This window comes from Sphingopyxis soli (genome assembly GCF_018682675.1).
In the GTDB taxonomy this organism is placed as follows: Bacteria; Pseudomonadota; Alphaproteobacteria; order Sphingomonadales; family Sphingomonadaceae; genus Sphingopyxis; species Sphingopyxis soli.
The window spans coordinates 1-21,983 of sequence record NZ_JAFMTR010000014.1 but is presented as its reverse complement, the minus strand read 5'-3'; the positions used below and the strand labels follow the sequence as shown (position 1 = coordinate 21,983).

Below are 21,983 nucleotides of genomic sequence, written 5' to 3'. Positions count from 1 at the left end.
CCCCGCTATCCCCTAGATACCGGCATACCATTCATAATCAATGCGATCTTCCCAGAAACCGCCCTTGCCCGCCCCGATATGGTCGAGACTGGCGACCGCTTCGATCCCGGTCAGATATTTCGCATGCTTGTAGCCGAGCTGCCGTTCGATCCTGAGGCGCAGCGGCGCGCCGTTGGCGATCGGCAGCACCGCGCCGTTCATCGCCCAGGCCAGGATCGTCTGCGGGTGGAGCGCATCGACCATGTCGCAGCTTTCATAATAAAGCGCGTCGTCGATCCGGTCGGCGCAGCGGAACACGATGTAACGCGCGCGGTCCTTCACCCCCGCCGCCTCAAGGATGCGGCGGAGCTGCGGCCCCGTCCACTCGCCGATCGCGCTCCACCCCTCGACGCAGTCGTGGCGGGTGATCTGCGTGCGCTGCGGCATCGCGCGGATGTCGGCCATCGACAGCGACAGCGGCCGCGCGACGAGGCCCGACACGGCAATGCGCCAATCGGCGAAGCGGGTCGCGGCGTGGGCGGCATAGGCTGCGCCATCCGGCAGCTTCGTGCCGTTCGAGCGGAACACCGGCGACAGGTCGGCGCGGGTGAATTCGCGCGCCAGCGCATCGCGGTCCATCAGCGCACGCTGGCTGGCGCGGTTCATCTCCTCGCCCATCGACAATATCTTGCGCACCGCCGGCGCCTCGCTGATCGCGTCGCAACCCGACAGCAGCGGCAACGCGCCCGCCGCCGCGACGAGCCCGCCCGCGCGTGCGATCAGCTGGCGGCGCGGCAGCAGGACGCCGCTCATGCCTCGCTCTCCCTCTCGGGCGGCAGCGTGAACCAGCCACCGATCATCGAGCGCACCTCGTTGATCGGCCCCGCGAGGATCACCATCAGGATATGCACGAGAAAGAAGAGGACGAGCAACCACGCCGCAATGAAATGGATCGAACGCGCCGACTGGCGCCCGCCGAACAGGTCGAGCAGCCATGGCCATGCCGCATCCATTCCCGGCGACATGGTGAGCCCGGTGAAGATCATCAGCGGCAACAGGCCGAAAATCACCCCGATATAACTGAGCTTTTGCAGGATATTGTATCGCGCCGCCGCCTCGCCCCGCGGAAAGCGCAGCCGCGCATGATCCTTGATGTCGTCCCAGATGTGCCGCGGCGACCATTCGGCGCGGCGGACGTGCAAATCTCTTCGGACGTGCCCGCCAAGCAGGCTCCAGACCATGTAGAGCGCCAGACCGGCCGATAGCACCCAAGCGAAGAACAGGTGCCAGCGCCTTCCGGCCGCGAGGTCGTAGCTGGTGGGGATCGTGGCCCAGCCCGGAAAAGCCCACGTCTTTTCCTCGCCTTCGGCATCGGTCCAGCGGCCGAGCACGCCGGTCGTCTCGATCCGCGTCTCGCCGAAGCGGACATAGCCGGTGTCGGCGGTCGCCCCGATCGCGAACCACGCCCGATCGGGGTTCGCGCCATATTGCCCCCAGTAAAGCCGTGGATGCGCGTTGAAGATCATCAGCCCGCTCATCAGCATGACGAGCAGAGTCACCGCATTCACCCAATGCCAGATGCGCGTCGGCAGCCGGTGGCGATAGACGCGCACCGGCGCGGGCTTTTCCGGGACCGGCGCCGGGGGAACGTCGGGGGAGTCAGCTTCGGCCATATCCCTCTTTCGCTCCTTCGCCCGGTTCGGTTACGCGGTCGCCTCCGCCTTATATTCCTCGCGATAGCGATTGCGCAAAGTCACTTTGTCGATCTTTTCGCTGCCAAGCTTCGGCAAAGCCTCGTTCGACATCCAGATCCGGCACGGCACCTTGTACGGGGCGAGGCGCGCATTGAGGAACGCGGTCAACGCGTCGGCGGTCAATTCGCTGCCGGGCTTCGTCCAAACGACCGCGCCGACGCATTCGCCGAGCCGCTCGTCGGGCAAACCGAAAACCGCGCATTCATTGACCTCGGCATGTTCGTAGATTGCGGCTTCGACCTCCTGGCAGCTGATATTCTCGCCGCCGCGGATGATGATGTCCTTCTTGCGGTCGACGATGAACAGATAGCCATCCTCGTCGAGGTAACCGAGGTCGCCCGAACGGAAATAGCCATTGTCGAAGAAGGCCGCCTTCGTCGCGGCCTCATTGTTCCAATAGCCCTCGAAGTTGCACACCGATCGCATGCAAACCTCGCCGACGCTACCCTGCGGCAGTTCGTTCCCCAGCTCGTCGAGGATCGCCAGATCGACGAGCGGCTTCGACGCCGGGCCGGTCGACAGCGGTTTTTCGACATAATTCTCGTTGATGATGCCGCAACCGACGGCATTGGTTTCGGTCAGGCCATAGCCGAGCAGCGGCTTGGCATCGCCCATCTCCGACGCGAGTCGGCGGACATGCTCGGGCGGGCGCGGCGCGCCGCCGCCGGCATAGCTCTTGCAGGTCGACAGGTCGTAATTCTTGCGGTTCGGACTGACGAGAATTTCATAGCTCATCAGCGGCACACCGACGAAATAATTGCATTTCTCGTCCTGGATCAGCCGCATCGCCTCGTCGGCGTTCCACTTCGGCATGAGCACCAGTTTGCGCCCGAGCGCGAAACTCTGGAGGAACACCGGGATTTCGGCGGTGACGTGGAACAGCGGCGTGCAGATCAGGGTGGCGGGCTGGATATCCGACATCTGCCCGTCCTCGGTCAGCAGGTGCACGATGCTCGCGGTCTGCGTCACATAGTTGAAGATCGCCTGCACCACCGCCTCGTGGCGTGAATAGGCGCCCTTCGACTGGCCGGTCGAGCCCGAGGTAAAGAGGATCGTCGCCAGCTCCTGCCCGGTCAGCACCGGCAGCGCGGTCTCGGCGCTGCCGCCCGCTGCCAGCGGCGCGATCGCTTCGTCGATCGGCTTCGTGATGTCGAGCGCAACGACCTTGGCGCCATGGCTGACGCCCGGCTCGGCGAGTCGCGCGGCGCGCTGCGCGTCGGCGATCACGAGCTTCGCCTCGGCATCGTCGATTCCCGCCGCGAGCTCGCCGCCCTGCCACCAGCCGTTGAGCAGGGTCGCACAGCCGCCCGCGAGCAGGATGCCGATATAGGCGACGCACCACGCGTTGGCGTTGCGCATGGCAAGGCCGACGCGGTCGCCACGCTGGACGCCGTGGCCGTCGATCAGGCCAGCCGCGACCTTGCGCGCCGCGGCATAGACCTGCTTGAAGCTCAGCCGCTCGTCGCCCTCTACCAGAAAGGTCGCATCGCCGTGCATCGCGCTGAAATAGGCGACATAATCGGCAAGGTTCGTCGGCGCGTTGGTGATGAACGGCAGCTGGCGGCCGAAGCGTTCGACGGAACCCACCTGGATCGGACCGCCCGGCCCCGTGATCAGATTATACGCGGATTCCAGGCGCAGATCGAGCGCGGAAGGCATGGGGCATCTCTCCTCTTGGTCTCGCTCGCCTTACCCCCTATGGGGAAGGCCTCTCCTGGGGAAGGACAGCGCGACTATATGTTTCTTTTTGCAACCTTAGCCGAAGCGACGCAATATCTTAACTTCCATGACCTGATGGGCGAGCATAGCGAGGTCGCTTTCAGCGTCTTCGGATGGCCGATCCGCTGGTACGCGCTCGCCTATCTGGCGGGCATTTTCCTCGGCTATTGGTATCTGCTGAAGCTGATCGCGCAGCCGGGCGCCCCGATGGCGCGGCGCCACGCCGACGACATGATCTTCTATGCCATGCTCGGGATCATCCTTGGCGGCCGCCTCGGCTATGTGCTGTTCTACAATCTCGAATCCTATCTGAAACAACCGGTCGAGATCTTCAAATTGTGGGACGGCGGCATGTCGCTGCACGGCGGCGTGCTCGGCGTACTTGCTGCGATCTGGTATGTGACGCGTAAGGAAAAGCTCAGCTTCCTGCGCTTCTGCGACTATATCGCTTGCGTCATTCCCTTCGGCCTCTTCCTCGGCCGCCTCGCCAATTTCGTGAATGGGGAGCTGTGGGGCCGCGTGACGGCGGTGCCATGGGCGATTATCTTTCCGCGCGGCGGCCTTGAACCGCGCCACCCGAGCCAGCTCTATGAAGCGGGACTCGAGGGGATCGTGATGATGGCGGTCCTCGCCTTCTTCTTCTGGCGCACCGACGCGCGGTACAAGCCGGGGTTCCTTGTCGGCCTCGCCTCGCTCATCTACGGCCTCAGCCGCTTCACGGTCGAATTTTTCCGCGAACCCGACGTCCAGCGCCAGTGGGTGGTCGATGCGACCGGCCTGTCGATGGGCCAGTGGCTGACGGTGCCGATGATCGTGATCGGGCTCTGGCTCATCGCGACCGCGAAGCGCCGGCGCCAGCGGGTCGAGCCGGTCGCCGGACCCGATGCCGTTGCCTGACGGCCCGCCCGCTCCCGACCAATTGCTAAAGGATATCGCCGCCGCGCGGCCGATGACGATCGCCGACTTTATGGCGGCCGCCAACGCGCATTATTATGCGACGCGCGATCCGCTCGGGCGAACGGGCGATTTCACCACCGCGCCCGAAATCAGCCAGATGTTCGGCGAGCTGGTCGGTATCTGGATCGCCGACCTGTGGAGCCGCGCGGGTGGCCCACCCTTCCGATATGTCGAACTCGGCCCCGGCCGCGGTACGCTCGCCGCCGATGCGCTCCGGGCGGCGTCGCGTTTCGGCTGCGTGCCGGTGGGCGTCGATCTCGTCGAAACCAGCCCGACGCTGCGCGCGGCACAATCGGCACGCCTCCCGCAAGCCGAGCATCATGACGAAATAGACGCGCTCCCCGACGACGCGCCGCTGGTCATCGTCGCCAACGAATTTTTCGATGCGCTGCCGATCCACCAATATGTGCGGACCGCCGACGGCTGGCGCGAGCGAATGGTCGGGCGGCGCGATGGCAGGCTCGCGCCGAGAGCCGGCGAAACCCCGGCCGGCGACGCGATTCCCGCCGTCCTGCGTGACCGGCCCGAGGGGACGATCGTCGAGACGGCGCCGGTCTCGGCGGCGATCATGCAGCGCTGCGCCTACCGCATCGCGCGACGGGGCGGCGCGATGCTTGCGATCGACTATGGCTATGCCGGCCCCGCCGCGGGCGACACGCTGCAGGCGGTGAAGGCCCACAAATTTGCCGATCCCTTCGTCGATCCCGGCGAGGCCGACCTCACCGCGCATGTCGATTTCACCACCCTTGCCGACGCAGCACGACCGGCGGGCGTCACAATCAGCCGCCTTGCGACGCAGGGCGACTGGCTGAGGCGTCTCGGCATCGACGCGCGGCTGACGTCGCTCACCGCGGCCGCCCCCGACCGCGCCGCCGAACTCGAAAGCCAGCGCGACCGCCTTGTCGAGCCCGGCGAAATGGGCGAACTCTTCAAGCTGATCGCGATCACCGCGCCCGGCTGGCCCGCACCCGCAGGATTTTCAGGAGACCCCGTATGACCGCCATCGCCCTGGCGAAACCCGAGGACGCCGAAGCGATCGCCATGTTCGCGAACGGCTCCTTTACCGATACCTTCGGGCATATCTACGACCCCGCCGACCTGTCGGCCTTCCTTGCCGATTGGAATCCTCCGGAGCGCGTCCGCGCGCAGATCGGGGATGCCGGGCACGGCATCGCGCTGGTGCGCGACGATGCGGGCGCAATCCTCGGCTTTATCAAGATGGGCCCGGTCGAATTCGATCTGCCGCCCGAGCAGCCGACCGACGACGCCGTCGAACTCCACCAGCTTTACGTCGCCGAAGCCGCGAAGGGCACCGGCGTCGCGGCGGCGCTGATGGAATGGGGCATCGCCTGGGCGCGCGAGCGTGCGTCGATCCTCTATCTCTCCGTGTTCACCGAGAATCACCGCGCGCAGGCCTTTTACCGTCGCTACGGCTTCTACGACGTCGGGCGGAACGCCTTCCGCGTCGGCAACCATATCGACGAAGATCGCTTCTTCAGGCTCGACCTGTGAGCGCGCCCTTCGTCGCCGCGCCGATGCTCGCGAATGTGCCGCACGGCTTCTTCGGGCGGCGGGGCGGCGTATCGTCGGGCGATCTCGCCTCGCTCAATTGCGGCCTCGGCTCGGGCGACGACCCGGCGCTGATCGCCGAGAACCGCCATCGCGCCGCCGAAGCGGTGCTGCCCGGCGCGGCGCTCGCCGGCCTCTATCAGGTCCATGGCAACCGCTGCGTCATCGTCGACGACAGCACCGACCTTGCCGCGCGGCCCGAGGCCGACGCACTCGCGACGCGAACCCCCGGTATCCTCCTCGGCATATTGACCGCCGATTGCGTCCCCGTCCTCTTCGCCGACACCGAGGCCGGGGTCATCGGTGCGGCGCACGCGGGGTGGAAGGGCGCGATCGCCGGGGTGAGCGATGCGACGCTCGCCGCGATGGAAGGCCTCGGCGCGAGCCGCGCGAACATCGCGGTCGCGATCGGCCCCTGCATCGGACGCGCCTCCTACGAGGTCGACGAGGGCTTCGTGCAGCGCTTTCTCGCCGACGACCCCGCGAACGAACGCTTCTTTGCTGCGGGAAAGCCCGGCCATGCGATGTTCGACATCGCCGCCTATGTCGCTGCGCGCCTGGCTGCGGCGGGGGTCAGCCGAATTGCCATCGGCGGGCAGGATACCTACGCCGAAGAGGCGGATTATTTCAGCTATCGCCGCGCGTGCCATCGAGGCGAAAACAGCTACGGCCGCCAGATATCGCTGATCGGCTTGAGGTAATTCTTCGTCACCCCGGACTTGATCCGGGGTCCAGCTTCATCGAAGACGGGGGGTGCCGGATCAAGTCCGGCATGACGAACGAAGGATGGCGGGAGACAAGACGGATGAAGGCCTTGGCGATCCCGCGCAAACGGCTCGTATCGATCATCGGCGGATCGGCAGGGAATCTCGTCGAATGGTACGACTGGTTCGCCTACGCCGCCTTCGCCATCTATTTCGCCCCCGTCTTCTTCCCGAAGGCCGACCCGACCGCGCAGCTCCTCAGCACCGCCGCGATCTTTGCGGTCGGCTTCGTCATGCGCCCGATCGGCGCGTGGGTGATGGGGCGCTTCGCCGACACGCGCGGGCGCAAGGCGGGGCTGTCATTGTCGGTCGCGCTGATGTTCAGCGGCTCGATGCTGATCGCCGTCGCGCCGACCTATGCCGCCGCCGGCCTGCTCGGCCCGACGACGTTGCTCGTCGCGCGAATGCTGCAGGGCCTGTCGCTCGGCGGCGAATATGGCGCCAGCGCGACCTATCTCTCCGAAATGGCGCCCAAGGATCACCGCGGCTTCTGGGCGAGCTTCCAATATATGACGCTGATCGGCGGCCAGCTCAGCGCGATCTTCGTCGCGGTGATCTTGCAGGCCTTTCTGACCGAAGCCGAACTCACCGCATGGGGATGGCGCATCCCCTTCGTGATCGGCGCTTTCCTCGCGCTCGCGGTGTATCTCCTGCGCCGCAACCTCGCCGAGACGCCGTCGTTCGAAAATCAGGCGGCCGACCGCCCCGTCTCGACCGCGAAGCTGCTGTGGAAGGAGCATCGGCGCGAAAGCATCCTCGTCGGCATGTTGTCGGCGGGCGGCGGGCTCGCGGCCTATACCTACACCAGCTATATGCAGAAATATCTGTTCAACACCGTCGGCTTCGACAAGGCGACCGCGACCTATATCATCGCGGTCGCGCTGATCTGGTTCACGCTGATGCAGCCCGTCTTCGGCGCGCTCGCCGATCGCTTCGGGCGCAAGCCGATGCTGCTCCTCTTCGGGATCGGCGGCGCGATCGTCGCGGCGCCGACCTTCCTGACGCTCGAAACCGTCGCCTCGCCCGTCGTTGCGACATTGCTGATCCTCATCCCCCTGACCTTCCAGGCGGGCTACACCGCGAACAACGCGCTGGTGAAGGCCGAGCTGTTTCCGGCGCATATCCGCGGCCTTGGCGTCGCGCTGCCCTATGCGATCGGCAACGCGATCTTCGGCGGCACCGTCGAAATGATCGCGCTCGCGCTGAAAGGCGCGGGGATCGAATGGGCGTTCTATTTCTATGTCGCAGCAGTCATCGGCATGGCCGGCGTCGCGACGCTGTTGCTTCCCGAAACGAAAGAGCGCAGCCTGATCGTCGAGGATTGACGGAAAAGGGACGAACGACCGGCGCAATATAGTTTCAAATGAAACCGGCGCTGCTATAGGCGGGGCAATCTCAAAGGAGCATCCCATGGCCATGCGCGGCACACCCAAGACGAACAGCAAGAAAATCGGCGACAAGGAGCTGAGCCCGGCAACGCTGATGATGGGACTCGGCTATGACCCCGTGCTCTCCGAAGGCTCGCTGAAGCCGCCGATTTTCCTGACCTCGACCTTCGCCTTCGAAAGCGCCGCCGCGGGCAAGCGCTTCTTCGAACATATCACCGGCAAGCGCGAAGGCCCGGCCGACGGCCTCGTCTATTCGCGCTTCAACGGCCCCAACCAGGAAATTCTCGAGGACCGCCTCGCGGTCTGGGACGGTGCCGACGACAGCCTCGTCTTTTCCAGCGGCATGTCGGCGATCGCGACCCTGCTCCTCGCGCTCGTGAACCAGAATGACGTGATCGTCCATTCGGGTCCGCTCTATGCTGCGACCGAAACGCTGATCGCGCGCATCCTGTCGCGCTTCGGCGTCAGCTTCCTCGATTTCCCGGCCGGCGCGACCCGCGAAGAGATCGACGCGATCCTCGACCGCGCGAAGGCGCTCGCCACCGAAAAGGGCGGCAAGGTCGCGCTCGTCTATCTCGAAAGCCCGGCGAACCCGACCAACGCGCTCGTCGATGTCGAGGCCGTCCGCGCCGCGCGCGACGCCGCTTTCCCCGGCGAGCATAAGCCCGCGATCGCGATCGACAACACCTTCCTCGGCCCGCTGTGGCAGCAGCCGCTGAAGCAGGGCGCAGAACTGGTCGTTTACAGCCTCACCAAATATGCCGGCGGCCATTCGGACCTCGTCGCGGGCGGCGTCTCGGGCGACCAGCATCTGATCAACGCGATCCGCCCGATGCGCAACACGATCGGCACGATCTGCGACCCCAACACCGCGTGGATGCTGCTCCGCAGCCTCGAAACGCTCGAACTCCGCATGAGCCGCGCGGGCGAGAATGCGCTGAAGGTCTGCACCTTCCTCCGCGATCATCCGAAGGTCGAGGGGCTCGGCTATCTCGGCTTCATCAGCGATGCGCGGCAGAAGGATATTTACGACCGCCACTGTTCGGGCGCGGGGTCGACCTTCTCGCTCTTCATCAAGGGCGGCGAAGCCGAGAGCTTCCGCTTTCTCGACGCGCTCAAGATCGCGAAGCTCGCGGTCAGCCTCGGCGGCACCGAGACGCTGGCGAGCCACCCCGCGGCCATGACGCACCTGTCGGTTCCCGACGAGCGCAAGAAGGCGCTGGGCATCACCGATAATCTGGTGCGCGTGTCGATCGGCATCGAGGACGCCGAAGACCTGATCGCCGACTTCGCGCAGGCGCTGGACGCGGTCTAACGATCGCGCCGCGCGCGCCAGTCGACCACCTGCCACCCCATTTTCGGCGCGAGCAGCTTCAGCTTGCGCGACGGCGTCGTCGCGACCGCCTCGTCGGCGAAATGCAGCATCGGATGATCGGAGACATGATCCGAATAGGCGCGGATATGTGCCTGATCGCGCGTGATGTCATTGTCGGCGAGCCAATCCGAAATGCGCGCAAATTTCGCGTCGCCATAGCAATTGTCGCCCGCAAGCCGCGCATGGATATGATCGGCGCCATCGGGCTCGTCGAGCCGCGTCGCGAGCACATCGTCGATCCCCAGCCGCCGCGCGATGGCGTCGACATAGAGATGGAACGACGCCGTCGCGAGCAGCAGCCGGTATCCCTCCTCGCGGTCGGCGGCGATCTGCTCGAGCGCCGCCGCGTGCACCCCTCGCCCGATCACCTGATCGGCATAGCTTTCGGCGAGCGGGGCGATCTCGTCACGGCTGAACCGCTTGCCGACGAGCAGGCGCAGGTTGATCGCCTTCAGCCGCGACCGGTCGATCAGCCGCAGCGAATAGGCCGCGCCCGCCAGCGCGACCAGCGGCAGCAGCAGCAGGCGCCACTGTTGGCGCCGGCGCACAACATGCATCAGGAATCCGCTGTAAGTCCCTGAACGCGTTATCGTTCGGTCCATGTCGTACATCGCCACGCGATGGCGGTAATCGGTCGGAACGGGCGGCGTCGGAACATCCATGCCCGGTCCATAGGACGCCGCGCGCCGACGGCCAAGCGGCATCGGATTCGCTTGCCGTCGCGGGGCAAATAAGACAATGTCCCCCGCGAGATGGTGGCCAGGGCGGACTTCGAACATGACGACGGCGCCGATGGCGCTGCGGTCCGCTTCACGGGTCGGCTGACGCTGGCGCGCCTTGGCGATGTCCCCGCGCGCCTCGACGAACTCGGCCCGATCGCGACGATCGACCTCTCCGCAATCGAACGAATCGACACCGTCGGCGCATGGATCGTCACCCGCACCGTCAACGAACATGGCGCGAAGGTCATCGGGGCGAGCCCCGAAGCGCACCGGCTGCTGGAAGCGCTGCGCGAGGACAAGAGCGAATATGCCGTCCACCGCGACCGCCGTTCGCCGATCGAGCGGATGCTCGAACAGGTCGGCACGGCCACCCTTGCCATCTGGCACGAACTGCTCGGCATCGTCGGCTTCTTCGGCGCGATGATCATCGCGCTCGGCATCCAGATCCGCGCCCGCCGCCGCCTGCGGTGGAATGCCGTCGTCACACGCTTTCAGGCCGTCGGCGTCGACGCGCTGCCGATCATCGGGCTGATGAGCTTCCTGATCGGTATCGTCATCGCGCAGCAGGGCGCGGTGCAACTCGAACAATTCGGGCTGGAGGTGTTCACGATCAACCTCGTCGGGCGCGCCTCGCTCCGCGAACTTGGCCTCTTGATGACCGCGATCATGGTCGCCGGCCGCTCGGGGTCGGCCTTCGCCGCCCAGATCGGCACGATGAAACTGACCGAAGAGGTCGACGCGATGCGCACCATCGGCGTCTCGCCGATGGAGGCGATCGTGCTGCCGCGCGTCGCGGCGTCGACGATCACCATGCCGCTGCTCGGCTTCTACGCCAGCATCTGCGCGATCATCGGCGGCGGCGTCTTCTGCTGGGTCGGGCTGGAAATCCCGCCGCTGACTTATGTGCAGCGGCTGCGCGAGATCATCCCGATGCACGATTTCTACATCATGCTGATCAAGGCGCCGGTGTTCGGCATCCTGATCGGTGTCACCGGCTGTTACGAAGGTATGCAGGTGCGCCAGAATGCCGAGGAGGTCGGCCGCCGCACCACATCGGCGGTCGTCGCCGCCATTTTCCTCGTCATCGTTCTCGATGCCTTTTTCGCCGTCTTCTTCTCCTCGCTGGGGTGGAATTGATGAGCGAAGAGGTTCAGGCCGAGATCCGGGAAGAGCTTGCCGCCGCCGAGGCGGTGCGCCCCGAAACGTTCGAATTTGCGATCCGCATCCGCGGCCTCCGGAACCAGTTCGGCGACGCGGTGATCCACGACAATCTCGACCTCGACGTCCGCTCGGGCGAGATACTGGGCGTCGTCGGCGGGTCGGGCACCGGCAAGTCGGTGCTGCTGCGTTCGATCGTCGGGCTCCAGATTCCCGCCGAGGGCGAGATCGAAGTCTATGGCAAGACGCTCGACACGATCGCCGACGAAGAGGAATCGCGCGACCTTCGCCGCCGCTGGGGCGTGATGTTCCAGGGCGGCGCGCTCTTCTCGACGCTCAGCGTCGCCGAGAATATCCAGGTGCCGCTGCGCGAATATTATCCGCGCCTCGACCAGAAACTGCTCGACGAGATCGCCGCATACAAGGTCGCGATGGTCGGCTTGCCCCCCGACGCCGGCCCCAAATTTCCCGCGGAGCTGTCGGGCGGGATGGTGAAGCGCGCCGGCCTCGCCCGCGCGCTCGCGCTCGATCCGGCCCTGCTCTTTCTCGACGAGCCCACCGCCGGTCTCGACCCGATCGGCGCCGCCAAGTTCGACGAACTCATCCGCGGCCTTGCCGACACGATGGGCCTCACCGTCTTCCTCATCACCCACGACCTGGATACGCTCTATGCGACGTGCGACCGCGTCGCGGTGCTCGCCGAAAAACGCGTCATCGCAGTCGGCACGATTCCCGAACTGCTTGCCACCGAGCATCCGTGGATACAGGAATATTTCAACGGCCCGCGCGGCCGCGCCGCCTCGAGCTGCAACCAGACCCAGGATAGGAAGAGCTGATGGAAACGCGGTCGAACAATGTGCTGGTCGGGGCCTTCGTCCTGCTCTTCACGCTCGCCCTCGCCGGCTTCGTCGTCTGGCTCGCCAACGACAGCGGCGGCGCCAAGCGCGAATATGACATCTTCTTCAAGCAGTCGGTCGATGGCCTTAACAAGGGCGCGCAGGTGCAATTCTCGGGCGTCCCCGCGGGCCAGGTGCGGGCAATCGCGCTGTGGCCCGACGATCCGCAATTCGTCCGCGTCCGCATCGAGGTGAACGAGGGCGTGCCGATCCTGCAAGGCACCACCGCCGCACTGGAAGGCGTCGGCTTCACCGGCGTCTCGCAGATCTCGCTCGACGGCGCGGTAAAGGGCGCACCACCGATCACCGACAAGGGGCCCGCCGGCAAGCCCGTCATCCCGACGCGCGTCGGCGGTCTCGGCGAACTGCTCAACACGGCGCCGCAATTGCTGCAACGCCTCTCGACACTGACCGAGCGCCTCGCCGAACTCGCCGACGACAAGAATCAGGAAAGCTTCGCCAACATCCTCGACAATGTGGAGGCGACCACCGCGACGCTCGCGCGCAACGGCCCGGCGCTCGAAAGGGCGCTCGCCGACGCGCGCATTGCGATCCAGCAGGCGGGCAACGCCGCCGAGCAGGTCGGCAATCTCGCCGCCTCGGCACAAGGGACGATCGACCGCAACGTCGACCCGGCGATGGCAAATCTGCGCGATACGCTGAAGTCCGCCAACGCATCGATGAAAACGCTCGAATCGGCGATCGCCGACGCGCGGCCTGGCCTCAAGACCTTCAGCGACACGACGATCCCCGAAGCCAATGCGCTGATCCGCGATCTCCGCCGCACCTCCGCCTCGCTGTCCAGCCTGACCGACAAGCTGGACCAGCAGGGCGCGGGCGCGGTCCTCGGCGGCAGCAAGCTGCCCGATTACAAGCAATGATGAGGATGTCCATGATGCGAACCACCCGCACCGCCCTGCTCGCTTCCGTGGTTGCTGTTTGCCTCACCGGCTGCATCGGGCTCGGCGGCAAGACGCCGCCCTTCCTGCTGACGCTCGACGCCGACGCTGCGCCGACGTCGGGCGAGGCCCGTACCGCCGCCGAAGCCGCGACCCTGACGATCCTGATCCCGACCGCGCCGCAAAAGCTGCGCACGACCCGCATTCCGGTGCAGCAGGACGACAGCAGCGTCACCTATGTGAAGGACGCGCAATGGGTCGAGGCGCCGCAGCGGCTGTTCCAGCGGCTGGTGTCCGAAACCGTCGCCGCGCGCACCGCCCGCGTCGTCCTCGACGAGGGGCAATATCTGACCGCACCCGGCGAACAACTCGCGGGGCAGCTCATGGAGTTCGGCATCGACGCGCGCTCGGACGAGGCGGTCGTCGTTTATCAGGCAATGCTGGTCTCGGCGGGCGGCAAGACCGTCACGCAGCGCCGCTTCGAGGTCCGCGAACCCCTGGCTGCCAAGATCGAGGCCAAGCCCGCGGGCGAAGCGCTGGCGCGCGCGGCGAACAAGGTCGCGGTCGATGTCGCAGCTTGGCTGGGGGGCTGACGCCGCCGATCGGACCGCGATCCGGATCGGCCCGCCCGCGATCGCGAGGATAGTCGTCGGTGCGGGCTGACGGGCGCGCCCGCTCTCGATCATGTGCGAAACCCCGACCGCCTCGGGCTGATCGACGCAGTCGCCATCGAACGCCTGTCTCTACCGCGGCATGGCGCGCCGGGAATTCGAACGGCGCTTCCAGCTGGCCGACTATATCGAGGTAGGCATACCGTGCGATCAGCGCCTGCTCGGTCATGGTGCGCGCGCTTCGCCGCCGTCGAGCGACCGGAGCGCAGCGAGTACATCGTCGACCGGCACCGCGCGCCGCACGCCCGGCGGCTTGCGGAGCGCCGGCCGGTTGCGGACCGCCGAGCGGTCCGATGCCCAGGATGCGAGGAGGGCGCGCTTGACCTCGGGCTCCAGGCTCGGGTGACGCGCCACGTCAAAGGGATGAAGAAAACGGGAAAATGGCTCGGACATGATCGTGCCTCCTTCCTTGTCGCCATTCCTTTCTCGTCGTGCGGCAACAGGCCGCGGGAACAGATTTTGGGAAGCAAGCGAGTCGAGTCAAGGGGGCTGAGGCCGTGAAAAAGGGGCTTTGCTTATCCCGCCGTGAGCGCCAGAAATTGGCCAAAACTCTTGAAGCGCAAGGCTGCGCTTCCTGCCCATGCGTCGCGGCGCGACGTGGCAAACAGCCAGCCGATTACGGCCGATCTACCCGACCCGCACCGCCAAAATGGCAGAAACGGCAACACAGCCTGCGCAGCAGAGACAAAGGCTGGCTCCCGATCCGAAGCGCCTGCAAGGGCCGCGTTCGGCGGCCGTCAGTAACCGGCTTCGACCGCCAACCGGATGGCATCGGCGGTGGTCTCGACGCCGAGCGCCCGCAAAAGGGCCGACCGGTGCATCTTCACCGTGCGCTCCGACAACGACAGTGCGAATGCGATCTGCTTGTTGAGCTGTCCGCTCGCCATATGCTTCAATACCTCGCGCTGCCGCGGCGAAAGCGCATCGATCAATTGGCGCGCCCTTGCGGTGCGCTGGGCAGCCGCATCGTCGACGCCCCCTACTTCCATCTGGGAGCCAAGGAAATATTCGAGCTTTCCGGTGACCCCGAATATCGGCGCGACGAGGACGGCGTTGCGGAACGGCGAGCCGTCCTTGCGATAGTTCAGGATGTCGACGAGCGCGGGCCGACGCGCGCGGATTGAGGCGCGCAGCGTCTCGGTCAGTTCAGGCTCGGTGCCGGGGCCGGTTAGGAAACGGCAATTCCGCCCGATAATCTCCTCGCGCGCATATCCCGTCAGCGCCGCGAACGCCGCATTGCATTCGACGATCGGATTGTCGGGCAACCGCGGGTCGCTGATCACCGCAGCGATCGGGCTCGCCGCGATCATCGTCTTCAATGACATAGCTTCCTGTCTGCTCCTCGCCTCATGCCCCAAGGGACATGTTGCGACACTTGCCCCCTCTCATGCAAGCCTCGTCGGCGCCGGAATGCGGCGGGACGAGAAAAACCCAGATGATCCATGATGACCGGGGCCGCGGTGCGGTTCGCTATACCTCCGCCTCCTGCATTCCGTTGTCGATCGACGCTATGGTCCGGTGCCCTCCATGCATGTAGCGATCGTGGGCGCGGGAATCTCGGGCCTCGCCTGCGCCCACCGGCTGCGGGACGCGGGCATTGCCGTTTCCGTTTTCGACAAGGCTCGCGGCGTCGGGGGGCGGCTTGCAACGCGGCGGTCCGAGCTCAGGGGCCGGGCGGTCGGCTTCGACCACGGCGCAACCCATTTCACGGCCCGGTCGGACGGCTTCAGGCGCCTCGTTGGCCAGTGGGAGGCTGCGGGGCTTGCCGCGCGCTGGCCTGCCGCCGGCGCCGACAGCTGGGTCGGGACGCCGACGATGACGGCCCCGATAAAGGCGCTCGCCTCGGGCATCGATGTCAGCCTCTCGACCCCGGTTACCGCCCTGACCCGATCGGGCGAAGGCTGGACACTGCACAGCGAAGCGGTCCGCCTCGGCGATTTCGATGCGGCGGTGGTCGCGATCCCCTCCGAGCAGGCGGCGCCGCTCCTGTCGCTTCACGACTTCGAGATGGCGCGCGCCGCCATGTCGGTGCGATCCTATCCATCGTGGAGCGCGATGTTCGCCTTTCGCGAGCACATTGCCGATCTTCCCGATTTCCTGCGCGGCGCCGGCCCCATCGTGACCGCCGCTCGCGACAGCGCCAAGCCGGGACGCACGCCCGGAGAACGGTGGGTCGTGCAGGCCGACTGGACATGGTCGGAGGCGAATCTGGGCCACGACAGCGCCGATGTGGCGGAGGCACTTCTTGCCGCTCTCGCGGATGTCGCCGGCCGCCCCCTGCCGCGCCCTTTCCATTCGGCCGCACACCGTTGGCTGTTTGCCCAGCCCTCGGGCCGGGACCTCACGACACTCTGGAACGATGCGATCGGGCTCGGCGCCTGCGGTGACTGGCTGTATCATGGCTTTGCCGAATATGCCTGGTTGTCCGGCCATGTGCTGGGCGCGGCGATCGCGGCGGGAGCAAACCGATGACCGCCGCCGTGGTTATCGGCGCGGACTTCGGGGGTCTCGCTCTGGCGATCGCGGGCATTGACGGTTCCACCGGCGGCGGGGCCCTTGCGACCTTTCCCTTGCCGCGGTGGGGGGCGATGGATAGTCATCGCCGGGCGGTGCGGCGCTGCGCCGCACCGCCCGAAACCCTGGCCGACGACGGGAGCACGGATCGGGGAACCGCATGACCAGACCTTCGATCTTGTGGTTCCGGCAGGACCTCCGGCTCACCGACCATCCCGCGCTGACCGCGGCGATAGCCGAGGGCGCGGTCGTGCCGGTCTATATATTGGACGATCAGGCGCCCGGGGATTGGTCGATCGGCGGAGCGCAAAGATGGTGGCTTCACCACAGCCTCACGGCCCTCGACGGCAGCCTCCGCAAGCGCGGCAGCAGGCTGGTTTTGCGGCGCGGCCCAGCGGCGGCCGAGCTGGAGAAGATCATGATCGAAACCGGCACGCGCCATGTCTTGGCGACGCGCTGTTACGAGCCATGGTGGAAGCGGATCGACGCGGCCCTGTCGGCCCGCGCAGACCTCGTGCTGCACGACGGCAATTATCTCGCCCCGCCGTCGGCCATCACGAACATGAGCGGCGAGCGTTACCGCGTCTTCACCCCATGGTATCGACGGCTGCTGGAGCGGATGCCGCCCGCGCTGCCGCTACCGGCCCCGGACCGCATTGCTGGCCCCGAGCAGTGGCCGGCGTCGGAAAGGCTTGCAACGTGGCGCCTGACGCCGACCGGGCCCGATTGGGCCTCGGGCTTCGGCGCGTGGCTGCCCGGCGAGAAGGGAGCCTTTCGCGCACTTCGCGACTGGCTCCCGGCCGCTGGGGAATACAAGACCGACCGCGACTTTCCGGCTCGGCCCGCGACATCGCGGCTGTCCCCCCATCTCCACTTCGGCGAAATCAGTCCGCGAACGCTTTGGCATGCGCTCGGCGACCGCGACGATCCCGGCGCCGAAGCCTTTCGATCCGAAATCGGCTGGCGCGAACATGGTCTCAATCTCGTCGATCAAATGCCCGATTATGGCGAACGGAACGGCCGCGCTCCCTTCGACCGCTTCCCGTGGCGAACGGGCGCGGCGGCGGATCGGGACTTTCGCGCATGGTGCCGAGGGCGGACAGGATATCCTGTCGTCGATGCCGGTATGCGCGAACTCTGGAGCACCGGATGGATGCACAACCGCGTCCGGATGATAACCGCTTCCTTCCTCGTCAAGCATCTCCTCATCGACTGGCGGCGCGGCGAGCGTTGGTTCTGGGACACATTGCTCGACGCCGATTTCGGTTCAAATGCGATGAACTGGCAATATGTCGCGGGCACGGGCGTCGATGCGCCGGTCTTTTCGCGGATCATGTCGCCGCTCCTGCAGTGCGAGAAGTTTGCGATGGGCGACTATGTCCGCGCGTTCGTGCCCGAACTCTCGCGGCTCGGCGACAGCGAGATTGCCGCAATGCATGGCGGCGGGACCGGCATTGGCGGCTATCCGGCGCCGCTCGTCGGCCACCAGGAGGCCCGGAGCCGAGCGCTTGCGGCGTGGGAGTCGCTGCGCGCCTGACGAAGGTCGCGCCGAAGCCCCTGCGGCGCGGTTTGCCCGAAAGTCCAGCTGTCGGCGCCGCTCGAAAGCGCTCAAGGCCATTCGGATGGCCATCGGGAAAATCATCGCCCGGATATGCCGTGGCCGCCAGATCGATGCGCATGATCGCCGGATGACCGCAGCACGAGGAAAGCGGGATTGAAAAACCAGCTCGTCCTTATCCTCGGCGACCAGCTTACCCCGGCCATTTCGTCGCTGCGCGGGCTCGATCCGGCCAGGACGCGTGTCCTCATGGTCGAGGTCGCAGCCGAGGCCGGCTATGTCGCGCATCATCGCAAAAAGCTCGCCTTCGTCTTCTCCGCCATGCGTCACTTCGCTGCCGAACTGCGTACCGACGGGTGGGACGTCGAGTATGTGCGGCTCGACGATGTCGGAAATAGCGGCTCGCTCGCATCAGAGATCGAACGGTTCAGACGCCGTTATGGCCAATTGCCGCTTCGCGTGACCGAAGCCGGCGAACATCGCGTCGCCGAAATCCTGCGATCGGTCGCCGACGTGACAATCGTCCCCGACGATCGCTTTTTCATCAGTTCCGGCGAATTCGCCGCGTGGGCCGAAGGGCGCTCGCAGCTTCGCATGGAACATTTCTACCGGATGATGCGGCGGCGCACCGGCCTTCTCATGGACGGCGACAAGCCGCTGGGCGGCAAGTGGAATTTCGATAGCGACAACCGCAACGCCGCAACGCGCGATCTCATGATGACCCGGCCCCTGCAATTTGCGCCGGACGGCGTGACGCGCGAGGTCCTTGCCATGGTGACGGAAAACTTCCCCGACAATTTCGGGACGCTCGAGCCTTTCTGGTTCGCGGTCACCCGCAGCGACGCGAGGGCCGCGTTCGAGGATTTCGTGAGCACGCGTCTTGCGCGCTTCGGCGACTATCAGGACGCGATGCTGGTCGGCGAGAAATTTCTCTACCACGCGGCGATCGCCCACTATCTGAATGCCGGCCTGCTCGACGCACGCCGTCTGTGCTGGGTCGTCGACAGCGCGTTTCGCACCGGAAAGATACCGATAAACGCCGCCGAGGGCTTCATTCGGCAGATTCTTGGCTGGCGCGAATATGTTCGCGGCATCTATTGGTGGCGGATGCCGGGTTATGCGGACGAAAATGCGCTCGGCGCGTCGAGGCCGCTCCCCGCGCTCTATTGGACCGGCGACACCGATATGACCTGCCTTGCGTCCTGCGTCGCGCAAACCCGCGAGGAAGCCTACGCCCACCATATCCAGCGGCTGATGGTGACGGGTAATTTTGCGCTGCTGGTCGGCGTCGACCCCGCCGACTTGCACCGCTGGTACCTCGCCGTGTACGCCGACGCCTATGAGTGGGTCGAATTGCCGAACACCATCGGGATGAGCCAGTTTGCCGACGGCGGCCTGCTCGCCTCCAAGCCCTATGCTGCAAGCGGCGCCTATATCAACAGGATGTCGGATTACTGCCGCGGCTGCCGATATGATGTGAAGAGCCGAACCGGCGCCAATGCCTGTCCGTTCAACTTCCTCTACTGGGACTTCATCGCCCGTCATGCGACGATGCTCCGCGCCAACCCGCGCATGCGAATGGCCGCAGACAGTTGGATGCGTTTCAGCGACGCCGAGCGGAAAAATGTGCGCGCCAGCGCGCGCAATTTCCTGGACGCATTGCAGTAAGTCGGAACCGCGGACGGATCGCACCGACCGCCGCGTTCGCCGACGGCATCGCGGGCTGCCCTAAGAGGCATATTGTTGCCCGGGCTTCCACGCGAGAGACGGTTGCGGCGGGGCTATTCTGCCCCGATCCCCAGGAAGCGCCGACGGCACGCAAGCCCATGTCAGCCAAATTCCCAAGCGAGACGCCGGCCGGCGAGGGCTCCGGCACCGTTCCCGCCGATGTCGTCGAAGCCATTCGGACCATGCTGCGCTGGATCGGCGAGGACCCCGACCGGGAGGGCTTGCGCGAGACGCCGGGCACGGTCGCTCGGGCCTTGCGCTCAGCCCTCTCGGGACACCGGGAAGGCGTGATGTTCGATGTCAGGCCAAGAGCAGGCAGGGAGTGGGGGGGCCCGGAGACGATAGTCTTGCGAAACGCACCGTTCGACATGATCCGGGAAACCGATCTTGCCCGGGTGACCGGTATGGCGACAGTCGCCTACCTGCCCGATGCCATGGTCGCAGAAGCCTCCGCGCTCCGGCACGCTCTGACCATTCTTGCCCGGCGCCTTCAGACGCAGGAGCGACTCACCGCTGACTTCGCGGAAGCGATTTGGGACCGGCTGTCGCCAAAGGGTGTCGCGGTGATCATCGAAACCGCGCATGTCGATCTGGTCACCGGTATGCCCGCGACCGACCTCGCGGTGACCACACGCATCATGCTCGGCCGCTTCCGGGACGATCCGGAGATGCGCCGCGCCGTTGCCGCGCTGATGGGCCCCGGCCCACTCGCATCCTGGACGCGCGCCGCCAATGCGAGCCTCTCCCGCCAGAGAATTGCGGTTCCCAAGAACGATGGCAGATCCTGACCCTAGATAAAGGCGAAGGCGAGCCCCGAAACACCAAGGCCGATCGAAAGGCGGCGTCGCAACCTGTTCCAATCGGTCGCACCGGCATGCCCGCCGACGATGGCCCGATCGACCAGCGGCGACAGGATGAGGGCAAGCGACAGCACCGCGAGCGAGGGCTTCGGCCACGACCAGCCGACAAGCCAGGGCACGAAACTCGCCGAAACCGCAAGCGGGGGCAGCACCGCCGCCACGGGGGTCCAGCGCGGCGTCGACGGCCGGGACGATGCCAAACCCCACCAGAGGCCGCCGAGAAAGGAGAGGATCGAGGCGAGATAGAAATAGAGAAGAGCGAGCGCGGTCCAGTAATAATCCGGACCGCACGCGAGCGGCAACAGCAGGCATGCGGCGGGGGGAAGCAGCCCGGCGTAGCCGAGCGTTTCCTGCATCCGGGAGATGGAGAGAATAGGCTCGGCCATCATTGGATTATTCCGCCTGCCCTATCCTGGCGCAATCTGCCCTTTGATGCATCCCCCGCCCGAAAGGACATGTCGCCGCCACAGCAAGGGGAACGTAGACAGGGTTGGTCCCCTTCCCCCAGGGACGGTTTGCAAAGGAACGACCTATGTCCATTTCCCGCATTGCACTTTCGATCGCGGCTGCGAGCATGACCATCGCCGCGGGTACCGCCGCCGCCAAGAACCCCGCAGTCGGCGGCGCGGCCATGTACGAGACGAAGAATATCGTGGAGAATGCCTCCGCCTCGAAGGACCACACGACGCTCGTCGCCGCCGTGAAGGCGGCCGGCCTTGTCGACACGCTCGCGTCGCCGGGCCCCTTCACGGTATTCGCGCCGACCAACGCCGCTTTTGAAAAGTTGCCGGCCGGCACGGTCGATAGCTTGCTGAAGCCCGAGAACAAGGCAGCCCTGACCGGCGTGCTCACCTATCATGTCGTTCCCGGCCGTCTTACCGCCGCGGACCTTGCTGCACGGGCGCAAGCCAATGGCGGAAAGGCCGTCCTGACCACCGTCCAAGGCGGAAAGCTCACCATCTGGCAGCAGGACGGCGCCTGGTATGTCGGCGATGCCAAGGGCGGCAAGGCAAAGATCGGCCCCGCAGATGTGCTCCAGTCGAACGGCGTGATCCACGTGATCGACGGCGTCCTCCTTCCGGGCTGATACAAGAGGCGCGATCGCGCTCGTCGATCGCGCCGTCTCCCGCGCCGACTCGCGTCTGTTGGCGCCCGTCGGCCGAAGGCTCCCGAAGGTCTCGATGCGCCCGCGCGCGGCCTGAATGCCGCGCCGGATTAGATTAACCCGCCTTCGGCGCCGCCGCCACGGCCTTGCGCCTTCACGGCGCGGTTCGCGCCCGCCTCTTGCTGGCTGAGCTAGTCCATTCTCAAAGACCGTCCCTTGCCATTTTGTTGCGAGCCGGGATTCGCCGATGCGATCTTGACCGCGACCGCTGTGCGAGCCCCCACGGAATTTTTCCCAACATTGTCCTTGAGTTCACAAACGAAGTGCAACACCTCACACAGGTGATGCCATGTCGAGATACCGTCAG

At 66.0% G+C, this 21,983-nt stretch carries 23 protein-coding genes; 16 read left to right on the top strand and 7 right to left on the bottom strand.

Features of this window, described 5'->3' with window-relative positions:
• Nucleotides 1-12: 12 nt before the first annotated feature.
• Genes J1N50_RS02020 through J1N50_RS02010 form a run of 3 tightly spaced genes read right to left on the bottom strand, consistent with a single transcriptional unit; the run spans nucleotide 13 to nucleotide 3,392 of the window.
• Nucleotides 13-792 carry a molybdopterin-dependent oxidoreductase gene (locus tag J1N50_RS02020; RefSeq protein ID WP_215349849.1) on the bottom strand — a complete coding sequence of 260 codons (780 nt, stop codon included), beginning with the start codon at nucleotides 790-792 and terminating at the stop codon, nucleotides 13-15.
• Nucleotides 789-1,652 carry a cytochrome b/b6 domain-containing protein gene (locus J1N50_RS02015; protein WP_215349845.1) on the bottom strand — a complete coding sequence of 288 codons (864 nt, stop codon included), beginning with the start codon at nucleotides 1,650-1,652 and terminating at the stop codon, nucleotides 789-791. Before J1N50_RS02015 ends, J1N50_RS02020 begins: the two co-directional genes overlap by 4 nt.
• Before the next feature lie 30 nt (nucleotides 1,653-1,682).
• Nucleotides 1,683-3,392 (bottom strand): class I adenylate-forming enzyme family protein, encoded by a 1,710-nt coding sequence (locus tag J1N50_RS02010; RefSeq protein ID WP_215349842.1) that lies wholly within the window; start codon nucleotides 3,390-3,392, stop codon nucleotides 1,683-1,685.
• A gap of 135 nt (nucleotides 3,393-3,527) precedes the next feature.
• On the opposite strand from J1N50_RS02010, the gene lgt reads away from it, so the two are divergent.
• The 6 genes from lgt to J1N50_RS01980 all read left to right on the top strand — a co-directional run bounded on the left by lgt (nucleotide 3,528) and on the right by J1N50_RS01980 (nucleotide 9,445).
• Nucleotides 3,528-4,349: a prolipoprotein diacylglyceryl transferase gene (lgt, locus tag J1N50_RS02005; RefSeq protein ID WP_425516924.1), complete on the top strand. Its 822-nt coding sequence runs from the start codon at nucleotides 3,528-3,530 to the stop codon at nucleotides 4,347-4,349.
• Nucleotides 4,336-5,406: a class I SAM-dependent methyltransferase gene (locus J1N50_RS02000; protein ID WP_215349836.1), complete on the top strand. Its 1,071-nt coding sequence runs from the start codon at nucleotides 4,336-4,338 to the stop codon at nucleotides 5,404-5,406. Before lgt ends, J1N50_RS02000 begins: the two co-directional genes overlap by 14 nt.
• A complete protein-coding gene (locus J1N50_RS01995; RefSeq protein ID WP_215349833.1) occupies nucleotides 5,403-5,921 on the top strand; it encodes a GNAT family N-acetyltransferase in 519 nt (172 codons plus the stop codon). Before J1N50_RS02000 ends, J1N50_RS01995 begins: the two co-directional genes overlap by 4 nt.
• A 23-nt stretch (nucleotides 5,922-5,944) precedes the next feature.
• On the top strand, nucleotides 5,945-6,679 hold the full coding sequence (pgeF, locus tag J1N50_RS01990; protein ID WP_215349869.1) for a peptidoglycan editing factor PgeF: 735 nt from the start codon (nucleotides 5,945-5,947) through the stop codon (nucleotides 6,677-6,679).
• 104 nt (nucleotides 6,680-6,783) lie between these two features.
• Nucleotides 6,784-8,067 (top strand): MFS transporter, encoded by a 1,284-nt coding sequence (locus J1N50_RS01985; RefSeq protein WP_215349830.1) that lies wholly within the window; start codon nucleotides 6,784-6,786, stop codon nucleotides 8,065-8,067.
• A gap of 85 nt (nucleotides 8,068-8,152) precedes the next feature.
• Nucleotides 8,153-9,445 (top strand): cystathionine gamma-synthase family protein, encoded by a 1,293-nt coding sequence (locus J1N50_RS01980; protein ID WP_215349826.1) that lies wholly within the window; start codon nucleotides 8,153-8,155, stop codon nucleotides 9,443-9,445.
• Here J1N50_RS01980 and J1N50_RS01975 read toward each other — a convergent pair.
• Entirely contained in the window at nucleotides 9,442-10,167 is a 726-nt protein-coding gene (locus J1N50_RS01975) for an HAD family hydrolase (protein WP_215349823.1), read from the bottom strand. The genes J1N50_RS01980 and J1N50_RS01975 overlap by 4 nt on opposite strands.
• A gap of 90 nt (nucleotides 10,168-10,257) precedes the next feature.
• Here J1N50_RS01975 and J1N50_RS01970 point away from each other — a divergent pair, with 90 nt between their 5' ends.
• The 4 genes from J1N50_RS01970 to J1N50_RS01955 are packed head-to-tail and all read left to right on the top strand — an operon-like array spanning nucleotide 10,258 to nucleotide 13,773.
• Entirely contained in the window at nucleotides 10,258-11,364 is a 1,107-nt protein-coding gene (locus tag J1N50_RS01970) for an ABC transporter permease (RefSeq protein ID WP_215349820.1), read from the top strand.
• Nucleotides 11,364-12,221 carry an ABC transporter ATP-binding protein gene (locus J1N50_RS01965; RefSeq protein WP_215349817.1) on the top strand — a complete coding sequence of 286 codons (858 nt, stop codon included), beginning with the start codon at nucleotides 11,364-11,366 and terminating at the stop codon, nucleotides 12,219-12,221. The genes J1N50_RS01970 and J1N50_RS01965 overlap by 1 nt, the downstream gene beginning before the upstream one ends.
• Nucleotides 12,221-13,162, top strand: coding sequence for an MlaD family protein (locus tag J1N50_RS01960; protein ID WP_215349814.1), 942 nt, complete (start codon nucleotides 12,221-12,223; stop codon nucleotides 13,160-13,162). The genes J1N50_RS01965 and J1N50_RS01960 overlap by 1 nt, the downstream gene beginning before the upstream one ends.
• 14 nt (nucleotides 13,163-13,176) lie before the next feature.
• Nucleotides 13,177-13,773 (top strand): ABC-type transport auxiliary lipoprotein family protein, encoded by a 597-nt coding sequence (locus J1N50_RS01955; RefSeq protein ID WP_246552956.1) that lies wholly within the window; start codon nucleotides 13,177-13,179, stop codon nucleotides 13,771-13,773.
• 243 nt (nucleotides 13,774-14,016) lie between these two features.
• On the opposite strand, the gene J1N50_RS01950 is transcribed toward J1N50_RS01955, so the two are convergent.
• Nucleotides 14,017-14,244 (bottom strand): hypothetical protein, encoded by a 228-nt coding sequence (locus J1N50_RS01950; protein WP_058455491.1) that lies wholly within the window; start codon nucleotides 14,242-14,244, stop codon nucleotides 14,017-14,019.
• Between the two features lie 344 nt (nucleotides 14,245-14,588).
• Complete coding sequence (locus J1N50_RS01945; protein WP_215349809.1) at nucleotides 14,589-15,176, bottom strand: LuxR C-terminal-related transcriptional regulator; 588 nt, start codon at nucleotides 15,174-15,176, stop codon at nucleotides 14,589-14,591.
• Between the two features lie 202 nt (nucleotides 15,177-15,378).
• Here J1N50_RS01945 and J1N50_RS01940 point away from each other — a divergent pair, with 202 nt between their 5' ends.
• The 5 genes from J1N50_RS01940 (at nucleotide 15,379) to J1N50_RS01920 (ending at nucleotide 20,439) form a co-directional block, all read left to right on the top strand.
• Nucleotides 15,379-16,323, top strand: coding sequence for an NAD(P)/FAD-dependent oxidoreductase (locus J1N50_RS01940; protein ID WP_215349806.1), 945 nt, complete (start codon nucleotides 15,379-15,381; stop codon nucleotides 16,321-16,323).
• Nucleotides 16,320-16,529, top strand: a complete 210-nt coding sequence (locus J1N50_RS01935) for a hypothetical protein (protein ID WP_215349803.1) — start codon at nucleotides 16,320-16,322, stop codon at nucleotides 16,527-16,529. The genes J1N50_RS01940 and J1N50_RS01935 overlap by 4 nt, the downstream gene beginning before the upstream one ends.
• Nucleotides 16,526-17,902, top strand: coding sequence for a cryptochrome/photolyase family protein (locus J1N50_RS01930; RefSeq protein WP_215349800.1), 1,377 nt, complete (start codon nucleotides 16,526-16,528; stop codon nucleotides 17,900-17,902). The genes J1N50_RS01935 and J1N50_RS01930 overlap by 4 nt, the downstream gene beginning before the upstream one ends.
• 177 nt (nucleotides 17,903-18,079) lie before the next feature.
• Nucleotides 18,080-19,591: a cryptochrome/photolyase family protein gene (locus tag J1N50_RS01925; RefSeq protein WP_215349797.1), complete on the top strand. Its 1,512-nt coding sequence runs from the start codon at nucleotides 18,080-18,082 to the stop codon at nucleotides 19,589-19,591.
• Between the two features lie 158 nt (nucleotides 19,592-19,749).
• A complete protein-coding gene (locus tag J1N50_RS01920) occupies nucleotides 19,750-20,439 on the top strand; it encodes a GTP cyclohydrolase I (protein ID WP_215349794.1) in 690 nt (229 codons plus the stop codon).
• Nucleotides 20,440-20,441: 2 nt separating this feature from the next.
• Here J1N50_RS01920 and J1N50_RS01915 read toward each other — a convergent pair whose 3' ends face one another.
• Complete coding sequence (locus tag J1N50_RS01915) at nucleotides 20,442-20,897, bottom strand: DUF3429 domain-containing protein (protein WP_246552953.1); 456 nt, start codon at nucleotides 20,895-20,897, stop codon at nucleotides 20,442-20,444.
• A gap of 146 nt (nucleotides 20,898-21,043) precedes the next feature.
• On the opposite strand from J1N50_RS01915, the gene J1N50_RS01910 reads away from it, so the two are divergent.
• The gene (locus tag J1N50_RS01910) at nucleotides 21,044-21,598 is read left to right on the top strand and encodes a fasciclin domain-containing protein (protein WP_215349791.1); all 555 of its coding nucleotides are present in this window, start codon (nucleotides 21,044-21,046) and stop codon (nucleotides 21,596-21,598) included.
• The last annotated feature ends 385 nt before the right edge of the window (nucleotides 21,599-21,983 follow it).

Bases quoted from the DNA above. Each gene is read 5' to 3' on its own strand.
- J1N50_RS02000 (WP_215349836.1), top strand. From the start codon at position 4,336: ATGCCGTTGCCTGACGGCCCGCCCGCTCCCGACCAATTGCTAAAGGAT.
- J1N50_RS01960 (WP_215349814.1), top strand. From the start codon at position 12,221: ATGGAAACGCGGTCGAACAATGTGCTGGTCGGGGCCTTCGTCCTGCTC.
- J1N50_RS01910 (WP_215349791.1), top strand. From the start codon at position 21,044: ATGTCCATTTCCCGCATTGCACTTTCGATCGCGGCTGCGAGCATGACC.
- J1N50_RS01940 (WP_215349806.1), top strand. From the start codon at position 15,379: ATGCATGTAGCGATCGTGGGCGCGGGAATCTCGGGCCTCGCCTGCGCC.
- J1N50_RS01985 (WP_215349830.1), top strand. From the start codon at position 6,784: ATGAAGGCCTTGGCGATCCCGCGCAAACGGCTCGTATCGATCATCGGC.
- J1N50_RS02010 (WP_215349842.1), bottom strand. From the start codon at position 3,392: ATGCCTTCCGCGCTCGATCTGCGCCTGGAATCCGCGTATAATCTGATC.
- J1N50_RS01930 (WP_215349800.1), top strand. From the start codon at position 16,526: ATGACCAGACCTTCGATCTTGTGGTTCCGGCAGGACCTCCGGCTCACC.
- J1N50_RS01965 (WP_215349817.1), top strand. From the start codon at position 11,364: ATGAGCGAAGAGGTTCAGGCCGAGATCCGGGAAGAGCTTGCCGCCGCC.
- J1N50_RS01955 (WP_246552956.1), top strand. From the start codon at position 13,177: ATGCGAACCACCCGCACCGCCCTGCTCGCTTCCGTGGTTGCTGTTTGC.
- J1N50_RS01920 (WP_215349794.1), top strand. From the start codon at position 19,750: ATGTCAGCCAAATTCCCAAGCGAGACGCCGGCCGGCGAGGGCTCCGGC.
- J1N50_RS01980 (WP_215349826.1), top strand. From the start codon at position 8,153: ATGGCCATGCGCGGCACACCCAAGACGAACAGCAAGAAAATCGGCGAC.
- J1N50_RS01970 (WP_215349820.1), top strand. From the start codon at position 10,258: ATGGTGGCCAGGGCGGACTTCGAACATGACGACGGCGCCGATGGCGCT.
- J1N50_RS01915 (WP_246552953.1), bottom strand. From the start codon at position 20,897: ATGGCCGAGCCTATTCTCTCCATCTCCCGGATGCAGGAAACGCTCGGC.
- J1N50_RS01945 (WP_215349809.1), bottom strand. From the start codon at position 15,176: ATGTCATTGAAGACGATGATCGCGGCGAGCCCGATCGCTGCGGTGATC.
- J1N50_RS01975 (WP_215349823.1), bottom strand. From the start codon at position 10,167: ATGGATGTTCCGACGCCGCCCGTTCCGACCGATTACCGCCATCGCGTG.
- J1N50_RS02020 (WP_215349849.1), bottom strand. From the start codon at position 792: ATGAGCGGCGTCCTGCTGCCGCGCCGCCAGCTGATCGCACGCGCGGGC.
- J1N50_RS01995 (WP_215349833.1), top strand. From the start codon at position 5,403: ATGACCGCCATCGCCCTGGCGAAACCCGAGGACGCCGAAGCGATCGCC.
- J1N50_RS02015 (WP_215349845.1), bottom strand. From the start codon at position 1,652: ATGGCCGAAGCTGACTCCCCCGACGTTCCCCCGGCGCCGGTCCCGGAA.
- pgeF (WP_215349869.1), top strand. From the start codon at position 5,945: ATGCTCGCGAATGTGCCGCACGGCTTCTTCGGGCGGCGGGGCGGCGTA.
- J1N50_RS01935 (WP_215349803.1), top strand. From the start codon at position 16,320: ATGACCGCCGCCGTGGTTATCGGCGCGGACTTCGGGGGTCTCGCTCTG.
- J1N50_RS01950 (WP_058455491.1), bottom strand. From the start codon at position 14,244: ATGTCCGAGCCATTTTCCCGTTTTCTTCATCCCTTTGACGTGGCGCGT.
- lgt (WP_425516924.1), top strand. From the start codon at position 3,528: ATGGGCGAGCATAGCGAGGTCGCTTTCAGCGTCTTCGGATGGCCGATC.